This window comes from Kitasatospora sp. NPDC036934, from assembly GCF_055608425.1.
The window spans coordinates 326,124-343,166 of record NZ_JBVJQR010000002.1 but is presented as its reverse complement, the minus strand read 5'-3'; the positions used below and the strand labels follow the sequence as shown (position 1 = coordinate 343,166).

14 protein-coding genes are annotated in these 17,043 nt (G+C 73.4%); 9 read left to right on the top strand and 5 right to left on the bottom strand.

Annotation, left to right across the window (positions count from 1 at the left end):
* Positions 1 to 3: 3 nt before the first annotated feature.
* Positions 4 to 999 (bottom strand): alpha-ketoacid dehydrogenase subunit beta, encoded by a 996-nt coding sequence (locus tag ACZ7BZ_RS04285; protein WP_470357021.1) that lies wholly within the window; start codon positions 997 to 999, stop codon positions 4 to 6.
* A complete protein-coding gene (pdhA, locus tag ACZ7BZ_RS04280; RefSeq protein ID WP_470357020.1) occupies positions 999 to 2,138 on the bottom strand; it encodes a pyruvate dehydrogenase (acetyl-transferring) E1 component subunit alpha in 1,140 nt (379 codons plus the stop codon). The genes ACZ7BZ_RS04285 and pdhA overlap by 1 nt, the downstream gene beginning before the upstream one ends.
* Positions 2,139 to 2,287: 149 nt before the next feature.
* Here pdhA and ACZ7BZ_RS04275 point away from each other — a divergent pair, with 149 nt between their 5' ends.
* Positions 2,288 to 2,749: an Lrp/AsnC family transcriptional regulator gene (locus ACZ7BZ_RS04275; RefSeq protein ID WP_380452466.1), complete on the top strand. Its 462-nt coding sequence runs from the start codon at positions 2,288 to 2,290 to the stop codon at positions 2,747 to 2,749.
* 57 nt (positions 2,750 to 2,806) lie between these two features.
* Here the strand turns inward: ACZ7BZ_RS04275 and ACZ7BZ_RS04270 are convergent, their stop codons facing one another.
* Complete coding sequence (locus ACZ7BZ_RS04270; protein WP_465739916.1) at positions 2,807 to 3,391, bottom strand: TetR/AcrR family transcriptional regulator; 585 nt, start codon at positions 3,389 to 3,391, stop codon at positions 2,807 to 2,809.
* A 128-nt stretch (positions 3,392 to 3,519) separates the two neighbouring features.
* Here ACZ7BZ_RS04270 and ACZ7BZ_RS04265 point away from each other — a divergent pair, with 128 nt between their 5' ends.
* The 3 genes from ACZ7BZ_RS04265 to ACZ7BZ_RS04255 all read left to right on the top strand — a co-directional run bounded on the left by ACZ7BZ_RS04265 (position 3,520) and on the right by ACZ7BZ_RS04255 (position 8,350).
* On the top strand, positions 3,520 to 4,785 hold the full coding sequence (locus tag ACZ7BZ_RS04265; protein WP_380452463.1) for a hypothetical protein: 1,266 nt from the start codon (positions 3,520 to 3,522) through the stop codon (positions 4,783 to 4,785).
* Positions 4,786 to 4,998: 213 nt separating this feature from the next.
* Positions 4,999 to 6,699, top strand: a complete 1,701-nt coding sequence (paaN, locus tag ACZ7BZ_RS04260; RefSeq protein WP_470357019.1) for a phenylacetic acid degradation protein PaaN — start codon at positions 4,999 to 5,001, stop codon at positions 6,697 to 6,699.
* A gap of 154 nt (positions 6,700 to 6,853) precedes the next feature.
* Positions 6,854 to 8,350, top strand: a complete 1,497-nt coding sequence (locus ACZ7BZ_RS04255) for an FAD-dependent monooxygenase (RefSeq protein WP_470357018.1) — start codon at positions 6,854 to 6,856, stop codon at positions 8,348 to 8,350.
* Positions 8,351 to 8,488: 138 nt separating this feature from the next.
* Here the strand turns inward: ACZ7BZ_RS04255 and ACZ7BZ_RS04250 are convergent, their stop codons facing one another.
* Positions 8,489 to 9,055: a CGNR zinc finger domain-containing protein gene (locus tag ACZ7BZ_RS04250; protein ID WP_470357017.1), complete on the bottom strand. Its 567-nt coding sequence runs from the start codon at positions 9,053 to 9,055 to the stop codon at positions 8,489 to 8,491.
* A gap of 259 nt (positions 9,056 to 9,314) precedes the next feature.
* Here ACZ7BZ_RS04250 and ACZ7BZ_RS04245 point away from each other — a divergent pair, with 259 nt between their 5' ends.
* The 5 genes from ACZ7BZ_RS04245 (at position 9,315) to ACZ7BZ_RS04225 (ending at position 15,957) form a co-directional block, all read left to right on the top strand.
* Positions 9,315 to 11,495, top strand: a complete 2,181-nt coding sequence (locus ACZ7BZ_RS04245) for a S53 family peptidase (protein ID WP_470357016.1) — start codon at positions 9,315 to 9,317, stop codon at positions 11,493 to 11,495.
* Positions 11,496 to 11,794: 299 nt separating this feature from the next.
* The gene (locus tag ACZ7BZ_RS04240) at positions 11,795 to 12,826 is read left to right on the top strand and encodes an XRE family transcriptional regulator (RefSeq protein ID WP_470357015.1); all 1,032 of its coding nucleotides are present in this window, start codon (positions 11,795 to 11,797) and stop codon (positions 12,824 to 12,826) included.
* 207 nt (positions 12,827 to 13,033) lie between these two features.
* Positions 13,034 to 13,504 (top strand): VOC family protein, encoded by a 471-nt coding sequence (locus ACZ7BZ_RS04235; RefSeq protein ID WP_470357014.1) that lies wholly within the window; start codon positions 13,034 to 13,036, stop codon positions 13,502 to 13,504.
* 9 nt (positions 13,505 to 13,513) lie between these two features.
* Positions 13,514 to 14,425: a pyridoxamine 5'-phosphate oxidase family protein gene (locus ACZ7BZ_RS04230; RefSeq protein ID WP_470357013.1), complete on the top strand. Its 912-nt coding sequence runs from the start codon at positions 13,514 to 13,516 to the stop codon at positions 14,423 to 14,425.
* Between the two features lie 218 nt (positions 14,426 to 14,643).
* Complete coding sequence (locus tag ACZ7BZ_RS04225; protein WP_470357012.1) at positions 14,644 to 15,957, top strand: peptidoglycan-binding protein; 1,314 nt, start codon at positions 14,644 to 14,646, stop codon at positions 15,955 to 15,957.
* Between the two features lie 31 nt (positions 15,958 to 15,988).
* Here ACZ7BZ_RS04225 and ACZ7BZ_RS04220 read toward each other — a convergent pair whose 3' ends face one another.
* Positions 15,989 to 16,738, bottom strand: coding sequence for a TrmH family RNA methyltransferase (locus ACZ7BZ_RS04220; protein ID WP_470357011.1), 750 nt, complete (start codon positions 16,736 to 16,738; stop codon positions 15,989 to 15,991).
* Between the last annotated feature and the right edge of the window lie 305 nt (positions 16,739 to 17,043).

Sequence of the window (17,043 nt, the reverse complement as noted above, 5' to 3'; positions counted from 1 at the left end):
TCCTCAGTCCTCCCACTGCAGCCGGGCGACCGCGTCCAGGATCCGGTCCACTCCGGGCAGGTGGTGGTGCTCCAGCATCGGCGGCGGGTACGGGATGTCGAAGCCGGTGACCCGCAGCACGGGCGCGGCCAGGTGGTGGAAGCAGCGCTCGGTGATCCGGGCGGCGATCTCCGCGCCGGTGCCGCCGAAACCGCTCGCCTCGTGCACCACCACGGCGCGCCCGATCGAGCGCACCACCCGGGTGACGGTCTCGTCGTCGAAGGGCACCAGGGTGCGCAGGTCGAGCACCGCGAGCTCCCAGCCCTCGGCCCGCGCCGCCTCGGCCGCCTCCAGGCAGACCGGCAGCGAGGGGCCGTAGGTGATCAGCACGGCGGAGGTGCCGCTGCGCCGCAGTGCGGCCTTCCCGATCGGCTCGACCGGCGCGGTCGGGTCGAGGTCGGCCTTGCCCCAGTAGAGCCGCTTGGGCTCCAGGAAGACCACCGGGTCGTCGGAGGCGATCGAGGCGCGCAGCAGCCCGTAGGCGTCGGCGACCGTCCCGGGGGTGACCACGTGCAGGCCGGGGGTGCTGGCGTAGTACGCCTCGGAGGCGTCGCTGTGGTGCTCGACGCCGCCGATGCCGCCGCCGTACGGGATGCGCACGGTGATCGGCAGCGGGAGCCGGCCGGCCGTGCGGTTGCGCATCTTGGCGACGTGCGAGAACAGCTGCTCCAGCGCCGGGTAGGCGAAGGCGTCGAACTGCATCTCGACCACCGGGCGCAGCCCGTACATCGCCATGCCGATCGCGGTGCCGAGGATGCCGGCCTCGGCGAGCGGGGTGTCCAGGCAGCGGTCGGCGCCGAACTCGGCGGTGAGCCCGTCGGTGATCCGGAAGACGCCGCCGAGCGCGCCGACGTCCTCACCGAGCACATGGACCGTCGGGTCCTCCCGCAGGGCGTCCCGCAGCGCGGAGTTGAGCGCCTGCGCCATGCTCAGGGTGCGGGTGGGGGTTGAGGTCGACATCAGTGCTGCACCTCGGCTTCGGCGGCCAGCTCGGCTGCCAACTGGGCTGCCTGTTCCTGCAGTTGCGGGGTCGGCTCGGCGTAGACATGGGCGAACAGGGCCATCGGGTCGAGCTCCGGGTCGGCATGGAACTCGGCCCGCATCCGGGCCGCCAGCGCCTCGGCCTCGTCGGCCGCCTGCTGGACCAACTCGTCGTCCAGGATGTCGAGTGCGCGCAGGGCGCGGTCCATCAGCAGGATCGGGTCGTGCTCCCGCCAGGCCTCCACCTCGGACTCGGTGCGGTAGCGGGTGGCGTCGTCGGCATTGGTGTGCGCCTCGATCCGGTAGGTCAGCGCCTCGACCAGGGTCGGGCCGTCGCCGGCGCGGGCGCGCTCCACCGCCTCGCTGAGCACCGAGTGCAGGGCGGGCGCGTCATTGCCGTCCACCAGCCGGCCCGGCATGCCGTAGCCGACCGCCTTGTGGGCGAGGCTGGGCGCTACGGACTGCGCGCTGAGCGGGACGGAGATCGCGTAGCCGTTGTTCTGCACCAGGAAGACCACCGGCGCCCGCAGCACGGCGGCGAAGTTCAGCGCCTCGTGGAAGTCACCCTCGCTGGTGCCACCGTCACCGAGCAGGGCCAGCGCGACCGCCGGCTCGCCGCGCAGCCGGGCGGCGTGGGCCAGTCCGACGGCGTGCGGGGCCTGGGTGCCGAGCGGGGTGCAGAGCGGGGCGGTCCGGCTGGCGCGGGGGTCGTAGCCGGTGTGGGCGTTGCCGCGCAGCAGGGTCAGCGCCTCCAGCGGGTCGACCCCGCGGGAGACCACCGCGAGGGTGTCGCGGTAGCTGGGGAACAGCCAGTCGCGCTCGCCGAGCACCAGGGCGGCGGCGACCTGGCAGGCCTCCTGCCCGGTGGACGCCGGGTAGACGGCGAGGCGGCCCTGCTTGGTCAGAGTGGTGGCCTGCTGGTTGTAGCGGCGGCCGACGACGAGTCGCCGGTAGAGCTCGCGCAGCAGCGCCGGGTCGTACTTCTCCAGCGCGGGGGTGCCGAGCACCCGGACGGGGGAGACGTCCGGGAGGAGCGGGGCCGGATCGGTGCGCGGGGCGGTGGCCCCGGGCATCCAGCCGGGCACTCCGGTGTGGTGTCTGTGGTCGAGAACGGTCATCTCGGGGCACCTCCATGGGTGGCGGGGGCTCCCTACCGATTGTTCGGTCGTCTGTTCACTTTGACCAGAAGCGTGACAAGGTGGTGGACATTCGGCCAGAGTGGCGGTCGACTGGTGGCAGTGTGTCCAATCGTCGAGGGTGGGGGGTCATGTCGGCTGAACAGATGTCCAGACTCGACCGGGTCGACCGGTCGATCCTTCGGCTGCTGCAGCAGGACGGCCGCGCCTCGATCCGCTCGGTGGCCGAGCGGGTGCACGTGTCCCGGGCCAATGCGTACGCCCGGATCTCCAGGATGGTCGAGGACGGCATCATCCGCGGCTTCACCGCCCGGGTGGACCACGAACGGGCAGGTCAGGGCGCGTCCGCGTACATCACCCTGAAGATCGTGCAGAACTCCTGGCGCACCGTGCGGGAGCAGCTGCTGGCGCTGCCCGGGGTCGCCCACATCGCCCTGGTCGGCGGGGACTTCGATGTCCTGCTGCTGGTGCACACCGCCGACAACCACGCCCTGCGGGAGCTGGTGCTCAACCGCATCCAGTCCATCCCGCAGGTGCTCGGCACCCAGACCATGCTGGTGTTCGAGGAGACCGACCAGGTGCCGCCCGATTAGGTGCCCTTCGCCTCCGGGGAGCTCAGGGCACCCTGCCGCACGCCGCCCGGCGACCGCCTACCGCGCCCGCAGCCCGTCGAAGGCCAGGTGCACCACGGCGTCCGCGACCCCGTCGGCCGCCTTCAGCCCCGGCCGGTACCACTCCACGATCGAGTTGATCATCCCGAACAGCAGCCGGGTGGCCAGCCGCGGCTCCACGTCCCCGCGCAGCGAGCCGTCCGCGACGGCCGCCCGCACCAGCTCCGCCACCTGGTGGTCGAAGTCCCGGCGCCGCTCCAGCGCCCACAGCTCGGTGGCCGTGTTGCCGCGCACCCGCAGCAGCAGGGTCACGTACGGCAGCTCCGCCAGCAGCACCTCCGCGGTGCGCCGCACCACGTGCTCCAGCCGCTCCACCGCCGGGCCGGTCACCGCCGCCGGCTCGGCCAGGATCGCGAACAGCCCGTCCAGCGCCCGCCCGACGGCCAGCCGCAGCAGTTCCTCCTTGCCGCGGACGTGGTGGTAGATCGAGGACTTGGAGATCCCGGCCGCCCGGGAGAGGTCCTCCATCGAGGTGCCGTCGTATCCGCGCTCGTTGAACACGTCGACGGTCACCGCGAGCAGTGACTCGACGGTGTAGGCGGTGCGCGTGGTGTGATCGGCCATCCTCCGAGTATCCCCGGCCGCCCCGCGCGGCACGCGATCGGGTCCAGCTGGTCCACACCAGCCGGAGAGGGGACCCCCTAGACTCGGCGGACGATCGTCCACGTCCAGCAGCCTGGGGTTCGCAGCTGATGAACGCAATACCGGCAGTCTCCTCCGACGTGCCCGACCAGCGCAGCGGGCAGCCGGAGGGCTCCCCGCGCACCTGGCAGGAGCGCGCCCAGGCACTGGTGGTGCGGTTCGGCCCGGCCGTGTGGTGCTACGCGGTGCTCAAGCTGATCGGCTTCACCGTCTTCATGAAGCTGCTCTCCTTCGCCGGCGACTACGCCAAGAAGCCGGCCCGGTTCGGCGGCGGCGCCAACCCCTGGGACGTGCTGGCCAGCTGGGACGGCTGGTGGTACCAGCAGGTCGCCCAGTTCGGTTACCACCCGGCGCTGGTGCCGATCCCGGGCGGCCAGCCGGGCTTCAACATCGAGCAGAACTCGGCCGCCTTCTTCCCGCTCTACCCGGGCCTGATGCGGCTGACCTCGGACGCCACCGGCCTCGGCCTCTACGGCGCCGGGATGCTGGTCTCGGTGCTGGCCTCGCTGTTCGCCGCCGCCGGGATCTACGCCGTGGTGGAGAAGCTGTCCGGTCCCCGCGCGGGCGTGATCGCGGCCGGGCTCTGGGCGATCGCGCCCGGCTCGGGCGCGGAGTGGGCGGTCTACTCGGACTCGCTGTTCGTCGCGCTGGCGGCCTGGGCCTGCTACCTGGTGATGACCAAGCAGTGGGTGGCGGCCGGGGTGGTGACCCTGGTCGCCGGGCTCAACCGGCCGACCGCGGCGGCGCTGATCGGCGCGGTCGGCCTGGCCGCGCTGGTCGAGCTGTACCGGCGGGAGAGCGGGGTGCTGCGCCCGCTGGCGGCGATGCTGCTGGCCCCGGTCGGCCTGCTGGGCTACGTGGCCTGGGTGGGCTCGCGGACCGGCGAGTGGGGCGGCTACTTCCGGCTGCAGCACGACGCCTGGCTGCACTACTTCGACGGCGGCCAGGGCACCTGGCAGGCGATCCGCGGGGTGCTGCTGGGCCGCAGCGACTACCCCTTCGCGTTCCCCGTGCCGGACCTCCTGGCCACCCTGATCGTGTTCAGCCTGCCGGTGCTGATCGTGCTGCTGGTGCGGCTGCGCCCGCCGCTGGTGCTGACCGCCTACACGCTGGCCACGATCGTCTCGGTGCTCGGCAGCCTGGGCATCTTCGGCAACGTGTCGCGCTACCTGCTGCCGGCCTTCCCGCTGTTCATCGCACTCGCGGTGGGGATGCGCAAGCTCAGCTGGCCGGTGCTGGCGACGGTGCTGGGGACGGGCGCGATCGCCTCGGGCTGGTACGCCGGGTACGTGATCTTCGAGCTCGGGGTGCCGTAGACCCGGCCCGCCGAAGGCCTCCGGGGGCGCGTCCGACCAGGACGCGCCCCCGTTCCTTTCCCGCCCCAGCGCCCCGTCCCCTTCCCGCCCCCGCCCCATCCGCTTCCCGCCCCCGGCGCCCCGGCCGCAATCCGTTCCCGGCACCCTCTTGAACCGACCGATCGTTCGGTTACCCTGTGACGTGTCCCGTCCTCCCCTCTGAGGAGCGCACAGATGTCCGCAGCGGTCACCCACCCCTTCGTCGGCGAGCTGGTCGAGCGCCACCAGGCCACCCTGGACGCCGCGCTCGCCGCCGCCGCGAAGCGCGACTACTGGTCCCCGTACCCCGAGTTCCCGAAGGCCTACGGCGAGAGCGGCCCGGCGGACGGCAAGGCCGCCTTCGACGCGCTGCTCGGCAAGCCCTTCGCCCTCGACGGCCACCCCGGCGACGGCGACCAGGTCGGCGGCGAGGCCTCCCCGTACGGCATCGAGCTGGGCATCACCTACCCGCACGCCGCCCCGGACGCGCTGATCGCCGCGCTGAGCGCCGCCCGGCCCGGCTGGGCCGCCGCCTCGCCGCTGCACCGCGCCGCCGTCTGCCTGGAGATCCTGCACCGGATCAACGCCCGCTCGCACGAGTTCGCCCAGGCCGTCATGCACACCACCGGCCAGGCCTACGGCATGGCCTTCCAGGCCGGCGGCCCGCACGCCCAGGACCGCGGCCTGGAGGCCGTCGCCTACGCGTACGCCGAGCAGACCCGGCTGCCCGAGCAGGCCGGCTGGACCAAGCCCCAGGGCAAGCGCGAGCCGCTGGTCATGACCAAGCAGTTCACCGTCGTCCCGCGCGGCCTCGCCCTGCTGATCGGCTGCAACACCTTCCCCACCTGGAACGGCTACCCGGGCCTGTTCGCCTCGCTGGCCACCGGCAACCCGGTGCTGGTCAAGCCGCACCCGCGGGCCGTGCTGCCGCTCGCGCTGACCGTCGCGATCGCCCGCGAGGTGCTCGCCGAGGCCGGCTTCGACGCCAACCTGGTCTGCCTGGCCGCCGAGCACGAGGGCGGCACCGTCGCCCAGTCGCTCGCCGTCCGGCCCGAGATCAAGATGATCGACTACACCGGCTCCACCGCCTTCGGCGACTGGCTGGAGGAGCACGCCAAGCAGGCCCAGGTCTACACCGAGAAGGCCGGCGTGAACGCGGTGGTGATCGACTCCACCGACGACTACAAGGGCATGCTGGGCAACCTGGCCTTCGCGCTCTCCCTCTACACCGGCCAGATGTGCACCACCCCGCAGAACCTGCTGATCCCGCGCGGCGGCATCGGCACCGACCAGGGCGACAAGTCCTTCGACCAGGTGGTCACCGATCTCGCCGCCGCCATCGAGGGCCTGCTCTCCGACGACGCCCGGGCCGCCGCCATCCTCGGCGCCGTGGTCAACCCGGGCGTGCTGCAGCGCTCGGCCGCCGCGGCCGGCGGCGAGTACGGCGAACTCGCCCTCGCCCCGCGCGCGGTGGTCTCGCCGGACTTCCCCGGCGCGACCCTGCGCACCCCGGCGCTGGTCAAGCTGGACGCCGACAAGCCGGACGACCGCTCGGTCTTCCGCAGCGAGTGCTTCGGCCCGGTCACCTTCGCCGTCGCCGTCGAGTCCACCCCCGCCGCCGTGGAACTGCTGCGCACCACGGTCCGCGAGAAGGGCGCCATGACGGCCTCCGGCTACACCACCTCCCCCGCGGTGGAGGCCCTGCTGGTCGAGGCCGCGCTGGACTCGGGCGTCTCGCTGTCGCTCAACCTCACCGGCGGCGTCTACCCCAACCAGACCGCCGCCTTCTCCGACCTGCACGGCACCGGCGCCAACCCGGCCGCCAACTCGGCCTACTGCGACGGCGCCTTCGTCGCCAACCGGTTCCGCACCGTGGAGATCCGCCGCCACGGCTGAGCCGGCCCGCCCCCTCGAACCCCCCGTGTCCCCCGGCGGCCGACGGCCACCGGGGGACCGGCGGTTCACAGCTCCAGCCGCGCCCGCGATGATGGAGGCTGGGAGAGCGCCGGAAACGGCGTCCAACCGCCCTCCGAACAACGGGAGCTGATACATGGCCGTGAAGCCGACGACCGAAACCGACGTCATCATCGTCGGCGCCGGACCGACCGGACTGCTGCTGGCCGGCGACCTCGCCGCCGCCGGGGTCGGCGTCACCGTCCTGGAGAAGCGCACCAACGAGTCGAACCTCACCCGTGCCTTCGCCGTGCACGCCCGCACCCTGGAACTGCTGGACGCCCGGGGCATCGCCGAGGAAGTCATCGCCACCGGCCGCCCGCTCAGCGGGCTGAGGATGCTGAACAAGGTCGGCATCGACCTCAGCACCCTGCCCAGCCGCTTCCCGTTCGTCCTGATCACCCCGCAGTACCACGTCGAACGGGCGCTCCAGGAACGGGCCGTACGGGCCGGCGCCACCATCCTGCGCGGCGCCGAGGTCACCGGACTGCGCCAGGACGCCGAGGGCGTCACTCTGGAGACCGGCGACGGCCGGACGCACCGGGCCCGCTACGCCGTCGGCACCGACGGCGTCCGCTCCGCCGTCCGCGAACTGCTCGGCATCCCCTTCCCCGGCGAGTCCGTGGTCGACTCGGTGCTGCTGGCCGACGTCCGGCTGGAGCGGGAGCCCGCCGACGCGATCGCCGTGGGCGCCAACAAGAGCGGCTTCTCCTTCATCGCCCCGTTCGGCGACGGCTGGTACCGGGTCATCGCCTGGGACCGCAACGAGCAGCACCCGGACGGCACCACCCCCACCCCCGAGCAGCTCACCGCGATCGTCCGGGCCACCCAGGGCGAGGACTTCGGCCTGCACGACGTGCGGTGGAGCTCGACCTTCCACAGCGACGAGCGGCAGGCCCCCAACTACCGCTCCGGCCGGGTCTTCCTGGCCGGCGACGCCGCCCACTGCCACTCCCCGGCCGGCGGCCAGGGCATGAACACCGGCCTCCAGGACGCCGCCAACCTCTCCTGGAAGCTCGCCGCCGCCCTCCGCGGCGGCGCCGGCGACGCGCTGCTGGACACCTACCAGAGCGAGCGGCACCCGGTCGGCAAGGCGGTGCTGCGCACCTCCGGCGCGCTGATCCGGATCGCCCTCGCCGAGTCCGCCCCCACCCGCGCCCTGCGCGGAGCGCTCACCGCGATCGGCGGCCACCTGGACCTGCTCACCGAGCGCGGCGCCCGGATGGTCTCCGGCATCGAGATCTCCTACCCGGCCCCCAAGGGCGCCCACCCGCAGGTCGGCAAGCGCGTACCGGACCTCCGGCTGACCGCCCTCAGCAAGCCCGCCGAGGGCGCCCCGGTCGGACCCGAGCGGCTCTACGAGGCGCTGCGCGCCGGGAAGTTCGTCCTGGTCAGCAATGACGAGCTGGCCGCCACCGGGCCCTGGGCGGACCACCTGGTCTGCGCCGCCCCGGCCGACCCGCACGGCAAGCTCGCCGACACCGTCCTGCTGATCCGCCCGGACGGCTACGTCGCCTGGGGCGCCGTCGACCCGGGCCAGGGCGAACTGCGCGAGGCCCTCACCAGCTGGCTGGGCGCCCCCACCGAGGCCTGACCGGCCCGCTCGTCCCCGCGTTCCGCCAGGGGCGCGGGGACGGCCCGCCCGCCGACCAGTCGTCGTTCGGTCGTCCGTGAGGGCGTTTCTTCGAACTCCCGTCTGCGGGGCGACGCCGACGCTTCGTTCGGTCGTCCGTCAACCGCGCGCCTTCACGTAGTGCCGCGCCGCCTTCGCCCGGTTCCCGCAGACCGCCATCCTGCACCACCGCCGGCGCCCGTTCTGCGAGGCGTCGAAGAAATGCAGAATGCACGCCTCGTGTGCGCACTGCTTGACCCGGTGGGCGCCCTGCCCGAGCAGCCCGAGGAAGTCGTCCGCCGCCAGCCAGGGCGCCAGCCACTCCGGCCGGTCGGCCTCGACCCGCTCCTCGGCCCCGCCCGGCCCGGCCGTCCGCCGGATCCGCCCGTGCGCCAGCACCGCGTCCAGCCCGCTCCGCCCGGCCGCGCCCAACTCGCCTTTCTCGCGAGCCTCCTGGGCGGCCAACAGGATCGCCTCGCGGGCCTGCCGGATCGCCGTCAGCCCGGACTCGTCGGCCGTGCAGCGCCCGCTCAGCCCGTTGCTGGAGAGCCAGATCCCGTACTGCTCGACATCGGTGAGCGCGTCGTTGACGGGTGTGCCGGCCCAGCGGGTGTTGAGCAGGTCGAGCGCCAGCGGCTCGCCGATCAGCGGCCGGTGGTCCCTCGGGTCCGGCGTCACGTCAGTCATGGCCCTCCCTCGGCTCGGTCCGATTCTACGGCCGGTCCCGGCGCGGCGAATCGGTATGGACCGTCGCCGGAATTCCGGCCATTCACTGTATGGAATCCCCCGCTTTCCACGCCTCCACAGTTGACTGTTTTTTAGCAACCAATTGCCCATCCATGATCCACAGCACCGATCCGTTCTGACATGTTCTAGCCAGCGTTCCCGAACCCCTCGGAACGCCTTGCCCCTTGCCGGCTCCCCACAGCCGGCCGGAGGAGGATCCGTGCGCCCCCGTTCCCTCGCCCTCGCCGCGGCGATAGCCGTCCTGCCGCTGACCGCCGTCTCGCTCGGCGTCTCCACCGCGCAGGCCGCCACCCCCCACGCGGCCCCGCGCGTCGCCCTGCCGAACACCGTGAACCCCGCGGTGGCCCACGCGGAGAAGAAGGGTGACGTCCCGGCCGAGCAGCAGATCTCGGTGGCCGTCAGCCTCAAGCTGCGCAACGCCGACCAGCTGGACCGCTTCCTCACCGCGGTCACCACGCCCGGCACGCCGGAGTTCGGCAAGTACCTGACGCCGGAGCAGTTCAGCGCGCAGTTCGCGCCCACCCAGCAGGCCGTCGACCAGGTCAAGGCCTACCTGACCGCCCAGGGCCTGACCGTGGGCGACATCAGCGCCAACCGCCAGGTGGTCAACGCCCACGGCACCGCCGCGCAGATCTCGCAGGCCTTCGGCACCCACGAGAGCGCCTACGTCGACCCGCAGCAGCAGCGCACCTTCTTCGCCAACGACGACGCCGCCTCGATCCCCGCCGAACTGGCCTCCGTGGTCCAGGGCCTGAGCGGCCTGGACAACCACGCGGTGCGCAAGGGCCGGATCGCCACGCCGAACTCGGTGACGCCGAACGCCGCCACCGCCACCCCCAACGGCATGTCCCCGGCCCAGTACCGGGGCGCCTACAACCTGGACAAGACCGGCGCCGACGGCACCGGCACCACGGTCGCCCTCTGGGAGTTCGACGGCTACAAGTCCTCGGACCTGACCACCTACGACTCGCAGTACGGCCTGACCGGCCCGGCCGTCTCCACCGTCGCGGTGGACGGCGCGAACTACGACTCCTCGCCCGGCCAGGGCGAGGGCGAGGTCGAGCTGGACAGCGAGATCGTCCGCGGCGCGGCCCCCAAGGCCACCCAGCTGCTCTACGAGGCCCCCAACAGCGACCAGGGCGAGATCGACATGGCCAACAAGATCGTGGCCGACAACAAGGCCTCGGTCATCTCGATCTCCTGGGGCACCTGCGAGCCGGACACCACCGCCGCCTCGATGACCGCCGTCGACAACGCCTTCAAGCAGGCCGCCGCCCAGGGCATCTCGGTGTTCTCGGCCTCCGGGGACGACGGCTCGCGCGACTGCACCCGCTCGGCCAGCGGTTCGGGCGTCACCTCGGTCGACTTCCCGGCCTCCAGCCCGCACCAGACCGGCGTCGGCGGCACCAACCTCCAGGTCACCGGCAGCAACGGCTACTCCTCGGAGAGCGCCTGGAGCACCGCCGGCGGCGGCGTCTCCACCGTGTTCGCCAAGCCCAGCTGGCAGACCGGCACCGGCGTCAACGGCACCATGCGCACCGTCCCGGACGTCGCCTCCAACGCCGACCCGCAGAGCGGCTTCGCGATCTACACCGGCGGTGGCTGGAACGTCTACGGCGGCACCAGCGCGGCCGCGCCGCTGTGGGCCGGCTACGCAGCCCAGTTCAACCAGAAGGCCAAGGCCGCCGGGCAGCCCGCCCTCGGCGAGGCGAGCCCGAAGCTGTACGCGGTCGCGAACAGCTCCGGCTACGGCAGCGCCTTCCACGACGTGACCAGCGGCGCCAACCAGGACTTCGCCACCAAGACCGGCTACGACCAGGTCACCGGCTGGGGCAGCCCGGTCGCCGACGCCCTCACCACCGCCCTGCTCGGCGGCAGCACCGGCGGAAGCACCGGCGGCACCACCCCGCCGCCCGCCGGCGGCTGCACCGCCGCCCAGCTGATCGGCAACGGCGGCTTCGAGAGCGGCACCGCCGCCCCCTGGACGGCCTCCGGCAGCGTGCTGGACAACAGCTCCTCCGAGCCGGCCCACTCGGGCAGCTGGAAGGCCTGGCTGGACGGCTACGGCACCACCCACACCGACACCCTGTCGCAGACCGTCACGGTCCCGGCCGGCTGCGCCTCCGCGACCCTCACCTTCGCGCTGCACATCGACACCGCGGAGACCGGCGCCACCGCTTACGACAAGCTGACCCTGAAGGCCGGCAACACCACGCTGAAGACCTGGTCCAACGCGGACGCGGCCGCCGGCTACGTGCAGCAGACCCTGGACCTGACCTCCTTCGCCGGCCAGACCGTGACCCTCACGTTCACCGGCACCGAGGACGGCTCCAACCAGACCAGCTTCGTGATCGACGACGTCGCGCTGAACGTCAAGTGATCACCGTCCGGTAGCACCACCCAGTCCCCCGCCGGGGCGGCGCCGACACGGCCCGCCCCGGCGGTGTCCGTTCCACCCGGTTCGCCCCCCTTCCGGGGCTCGCGTTCCGGCCGTGTTTCCGCACTGTTTCAAGATCGCTAACCATCCGGTTCACCTGCCGTGACCACTGTCATACGCGCGACTGATGACGTACCCTCTCGACCGTGCATAGGGTTCCCCAAAGCTCGGTGAAGCTGCTGGCGGCGCGCCCCGGCGCCGGTCCGGCGCCACCGCACTCACCTGGCGGGGAGGGTCACCGCATGGCCGCACAGCAACCTCAGGACGCCGCGCGGTTGCGGCTGGTCGGATCGCGTACGGAGCGTCTCGACCCGCCCGCCCCGGCGCCCCCCACGAACCCCGCCCCGCCGACCCCCGCGCCGTCCGCCGGCCGCCCCGCACCGGCCGGCGGCTTCGCAGACGCCCTGCACCTGGCGATCGAGGCCAGCGGCCTCAGTCTGGACCGGATCCGCGCCGCCCTGGCCCAACGCGGCGTCAGGGTCAGCGTCACGACGCTGAGTTACTGGCGCCGCGGCCGCAGCCAGCCCGAGCGGGCCAGCTCGCTGCGCGCCGTCCACCTGCTGGAGGAGCTGCTCGGCCTGCCGCACAGCTCGCTCTCCTCGCTGCTCGGCCCGCCCCGCCCGCGCGGCCGCTGGGCCGCCGCCGCCAACACCCTCCACCTCGGACTGGAGGACGTCTGGCCGGGCGAGCAGGAGATCGCCTCGATCTTCGCCGAGCTGGACGCCCCGCCGGCCGGGGAGCTGGAGCGGCTCAGCATCCACGACTCGTACTACGTGGACGCCGAGCGGCGCGCCAACCTGCTGCGGATGCGCCAGGTGGTGCGCGCGACCGTCGGCGGCGTCGGCCGCTGCCTGGTCGTGCACAAGGCCGACGAGGAGGCCACCGGCTGCCCGGAGATCACCTCGGTGCGGCACGGCCGGCTCGGCCGGGTCCGCCGCCGCCCGGAGGTCGGGCTGACCGTCGCCGAGCTGATGCTGGACCGCCCGCTCGGGCACGGCGACAGCACGGTCTTCGAGTACGAGGTGGAGATCCCGCCGGGCGGCCCGACCATGGAGTACAGCCGCCGCTTCGCCACCACGGTGCGCGAGTACGTGCTCCAGGTGCACTTCGACCCGGCGGCCGTCCCGGTGCACTGCGAGCGCTACGACCGCGAGCCCGGCGCCGACGTCGACCACCGCCGCGAGCAGCTGTGGATCGGCGCCTCCGCGAGCGCCCACGTCCTGGCCCCGGACCAGCAGCCGGGCCACATCGGCATCCGCTGGGAATGGCCGTAGCGCCACCCCCTCCCCGAGCCCCAGGAGCCCCGTCGGACCACCGGTCCGGCGGGGCTCCCGCGTTCCCCAGACCCCTTCCCCCGCCCACTTCACCTAACCCCTTCGTGCCCACATACCGGTTGACGCTCCATCATCTAACCTCTAATCTCATTAACACCGGTTAGGCAAGAGCCTCGCCGGAAGCCCCAGCCCCGGGAGTGACCAGGCATGTCCAGCACCACCGCGCTCCGCACCCTGCAGACCGGCCACGTGGGCCTGAACGTCACCGACCTGAGCCGCTCGACCGACTTCTACCGCGCCGTCCTCGGTCTCCAGATCACCCACCAGGGCACCGACCCCGAGCGCCGCTTCGCCATGCTCGGCCGCGACGGCCGCCTGGTGCTCACCCTCTGGCAGCAGAGCGCCGGCACCTTCTCCACCGCCACCCCCGGCCTGCACCACCTCTCCTTCGAGGTGGAGACCCTCGACGAGGTCCGCGCCACCGAGGAGCTGCTGCGCGGGCTGGGCGCCGAGTTCGCCTACGACGGTGTCGTCCCGCACGCCGAGGGCTCCACCTCCGGCGGCATCTTCTTCAGCGACCCGGACGGCATCCGCCTGGAGGTCTACACCCGCACCGGAGTCGACGAGACCGCCGCCCAAGCCCCCCACGCCTCCGCCCCCACCTGCGGATTCTTCTAAGGCCACACCATGACCAGCACCGCCACCCCCTACCACCCCGGCGAGCGGACCGCCCAGGCCCGCGCCGGAGCGACCGACCGCGCCGACCACGCCGGCCGCTCGATCCGCGACACCGTCCCGGCGGTGGCCGCCCGCTTCCTCACCGAGCGGCGGATGCTGGTGGTCGGCGCCGCCGACCCGGACGGCCGGGTCTGGGCCACCCAGCTGTCCGGCCCGGCCGGCTTCCTGCGGGCCCCCGACGAACGCACCATGACGGTCGCCACCCGCCCGGCCGAGGCCGATCCGCTGGCCGAGGCGCTGGCCCGCCCGGCGCAGCTGGGCACCATCGCCCTGGACCCGGCCGGTCGGCGCCGGATGCGGCTCAACGGCCGCTCGGCCCCGGACGGCCGGGGCGGGCTGGTGGTCCACGCCGAGGAGGTGGTGTCCAACTGCCCCAAGTACATCCAGCGCCGCACCCCGCTGGACCGCCCGGCCGCCGGCGCGCCCCGCACGGTCGCCTCGGGACCGGTGCTCTCCACCGCGCAGCGGCTGGCCGCGGGCACCGCCGACACCTTCTTCATCGCCACCACCGGCCCGGACGGCCGGGTGGACGCCTCGCACCGCGGCGGCTTCCCCGGCTTCCTGGAGGCGGTGGCACCGGACCGGCTGCGCTGGCCCGAGTACCGGGGCAACAGCATGTTCCTGACTCTCGGGAACCTGGAGCTGGACCCGCGGGCCGGGCTGCTGCTGCCCGACTGGGAGACCGGCGGGGCGCTGCTGGTCACCGGCGAGGCCCGCACCGACTGGTCCGAGGAGGCCCGGCAGTCCGCCCCCGGCGCCGAGCGGATGGTCGAACTGGCCGTCACCGGCGTCCGCGAGCTAGCCGACGCCACCCCGCTGACCTGGACCGCTCCCGAGTACTCGCCCGCCAACCCGCGCTGACGTCGACTCAGCGTCCGTACCGACCCGACCGGGCGGTCCTGGGGGCGCCCCCGGCCGAATGACGGGAGAGGCCCCTCACCCGTCCGGCTCAATCCACCGCGCCGCACCCCGCCCGCTTTGGGACTTTGGTCCCCATAACACGCGGTCGGCCCGGGAAGGCCGTTCCTGTCCCGCCGTCAGGCGTCGACCAGGAAGGACCGCAGGAAAAGAGGCGGAGCATGACCCTCACCGACCCACTGATGGAGTTCGACGAGGTCGACCCGGACGAGGACTGCATATGCGGGGGCTGCAACGCCCGCCGCCGCGCCCGGCTGCACGCCGCGCCGGTCCACGAGGGCGGCCATGCCGCGGCCCGCTCCGTCCGCCGCCGGGCCGCCGTCCTGATGGCCGCCGTGGGCACCGCGATCGGCGGCGGCACCGCCGCCGCGGCCCCCGCGCCCGGCCCCACCCCGGGCGGCAGCAACACCAGCCAGCCGCCGCGGACCCCCCAGGGCGAGGTCAGCGGCCTCTACGGCGGCGACGCCCCCGGCGCACGCTCCTTCGCCGCCCCCCGGCTCGCCGCCCAGCCCGTCACCCGGGCCCGGATCGTCCAGCGCGCCCAGGCCTGGGTCGACCAGGCCGTGCCGTACAGCATGGGCCGCTACTGGTCGGACGGCTACCGCCAGGACTGCTCCGGCTTCGTCTCGATGGCCTGGGGCCTCGGCAGCAACCAGACCACCTGGACCCTGCCGAACTTCGCCGAACGGATCAACCGGAACGACCTCCAGCCCGGCGACGTGCTGATCTACAACAACGCGGCCAACCCCCAGGCCGGTTCGCACGTGACGATCTTCGCCGGCTGGACGGACTCCTCCCGCACCAGGTACCTCGCCTACGAGCAGACCTCCCCCGGCACCAAGAAGCGCGCCACCCCGTACGCCTACTGGAACAACTCCGGCTCCTACGTCCCCTACCGCTACACCGGCCTGTCCGGCGGCAGCAGCGACGGCGCCCCCTCCGGCAACGCCTTCCCCGGCGCGGACAAGTTCGGCCCCGGCGCCGACAACGCGTACGTCACCAGGCTCGGCCAGATGCTGGTCCAGCGCGGCGGCGCCCGCTTCTACACCACCGGCCCCGGCCCCCGGTGGGGCGAAGCCGACCGCAAGGCCACCCAGGCCTTCCAACTCGCCCAGGGCTGGCGCGGCAGCGAGGCCGACGGCCTCCCGGGCAAGGACACCTGGGACTTCCTGGTCAACAACAAGGGCCGCGACATCGGCGCCGGCGCCCCCCTGCCGCCCCCGCCGCCCACCGGCCCCCCGGCCTTCCCCGGCACCCGGTACTTCGCCCCCGGCCAGAGCAACGACCACGTCCGCCAACTCGGCGAACAGCTGGTCCGCAAGGGCTTCGGCGGCTCCTACACCACCGGCCCCGGCCCCCGGTGGGGCGAAGCCGACCGCAAGGCCACCCAGGCCTTCCAACTCGCCCAGGGCTGGCGCGGCAGCGAGGCCGACGGCTACCCGGGCCCCGACACCTGGCGCGCCCTCTTCTCCTGAGGGCGCTGAGGTGCGGCACCGGTGCCGCGCCTCAGCGCCGCCCCGACATCCAGTGGAACAGCCCCATCGCCACGCTCGTCGCCAGGTTGAAGCTGGACACCCCCGGCTGCATCGGCACCGCCACCAACCGGTCGGCCCGCGCCTTGAGCTCCGCCGACACCCCGTGCCGCTCCGTCCCGAAGGCCAGCAGCGCGTCGTCCGGAAACGGCAGGTCCCGGATGTCCGTCCCCTCCGGATCCAACACGTACAGCGGGCCGGCCGGCAGCTCCGGCAGACCCACCCGCTCCACCGCGGTCGCGAAGTGCAGCCCCGCACTCCCGCGCAGCACCGTCGGGTGCCAGGGATCCAGCTCACCCGTGGTCACCACCCCGGTCGCCCCGAACCCGGCCGCCAGCCGGATCACCGCCCCGACGTTCCCCAGGTTCCGCGGGTTCTCCAGCACCACCACCGGCGCCCGCCGCGGCCGCTCCGCCAGCACCGCCCGGTTGGCCGCCACCGACGGCCGCACCGCCAAGGCGACCACCCCGGTCGGATGCAGCCGGGGCGCCAGCACCCGCAGCCGCGACTCCTCGACCTCCACCGCCAACGCCTCCACCGCCGCCACCACATCCGGCGCCAGCTCACCGGCCAGGGCCAGCAACGCCCCCCGGTCCGCCGTCAGCACCCGCCGCACCTCGCCCCCGAACCGCAACGCGTGCTTCAGCGGATGGAACCCGTCCAACAGCACCACCCCCGGCTCCCGCTCGGCCACCCGCCACACCCGCACCAGCTCGTCATCCATGCCGGTCACTCTCCCACCCCAACCCACCTCACCCCCTCCCCGTCCCGCACCCACCCACGCCCACCTCCCCTCACCCACCCAGGCGAGAGGAACGCACTGCGGAAGGGGTAGGTGCCACCCACCCACGCCCACCCCCCACCTCCCCCCTCACCCCACCCACCCAGGCGAAAGGGACGCGCTGCGGAAGGGGGCGGTGGAGGGGGTGGGTGCGGAGAGGGGCGTGACGGGTGATTTTCAGACCGCCAACGACGAGCACCCCGCGCGATGAGGGTCGGCGGTCCGAAAATCACCCAGCCCCCGGAGCA

Excerpts from the sequence above, each read along its gene's own strand:
- ACZ7BZ_RS04285 (WP_470357021.1), bottom strand. The coding sequence starts at position 999 with ATGTCGACCTCAACCCCCACCCGCACCCTGAGCATGGCGCAGGCGCTC.
- pdhA (WP_470357020.1), bottom strand. The coding sequence starts at position 2,138 with ATGACCGTTCTCGACCACAGACACCACACCGGAGTGCCCGGCTGGATG.
- ACZ7BZ_RS04275 (WP_380452466.1), top strand. The coding sequence starts at position 2,288 with ATGTCGGCTGAACAGATGTCCAGACTCGACCGGGTCGACCGGTCGATC.
- ACZ7BZ_RS04270 (WP_465739916.1), bottom strand. The coding sequence starts at position 3,391 with ATGGCCGATCACACCACGCGCACCGCCTACACCGTCGAGTCACTGCTC.
- ACZ7BZ_RS04265 (WP_380452463.1), top strand. The coding sequence starts at position 3,520 with ATGAACGCAATACCGGCAGTCTCCTCCGACGTGCCCGACCAGCGCAGC.
- paaN (WP_470357019.1), top strand. The coding sequence starts at position 4,999 with ATGTCCGCAGCGGTCACCCACCCCTTCGTCGGCGAGCTGGTCGAGCGC.
- ACZ7BZ_RS04255 (WP_470357018.1), top strand. The coding sequence starts at position 6,854 with ATGGCCGTGAAGCCGACGACCGAAACCGACGTCATCATCGTCGGCGCC.
- ACZ7BZ_RS04250 (WP_470357017.1), bottom strand. The coding sequence starts at position 9,055 with ATGACTGACGTGACGCCGGACCCGAGGGACCACCGGCCGCTGATCGGC.
- ACZ7BZ_RS04240 (WP_470357015.1), top strand. The coding sequence starts at position 11,795 with ATGGCCGCACAGCAACCTCAGGACGCCGCGCGGTTGCGGCTGGTCGGA.
- ACZ7BZ_RS04235 (WP_470357014.1), top strand. The coding sequence starts at position 13,034 with ATGTCCAGCACCACCGCGCTCCGCACCCTGCAGACCGGCCACGTGGGC.
- ACZ7BZ_RS04230 (WP_470357013.1), top strand. The coding sequence starts at position 13,514 with ATGACCAGCACCGCCACCCCCTACCACCCCGGCGAGCGGACCGCCCAG.
- ACZ7BZ_RS04225 (WP_470357012.1), top strand. The coding sequence starts at position 14,644 with ATGACCCTCACCGACCCACTGATGGAGTTCGACGAGGTCGACCCGGAC.
- ACZ7BZ_RS04220 (WP_470357011.1), bottom strand. The coding sequence starts at position 16,738 with ATGGATGACGAGCTGGTGCGGGTGTGGCGGGTGGCCGAGCGGGAGCCG.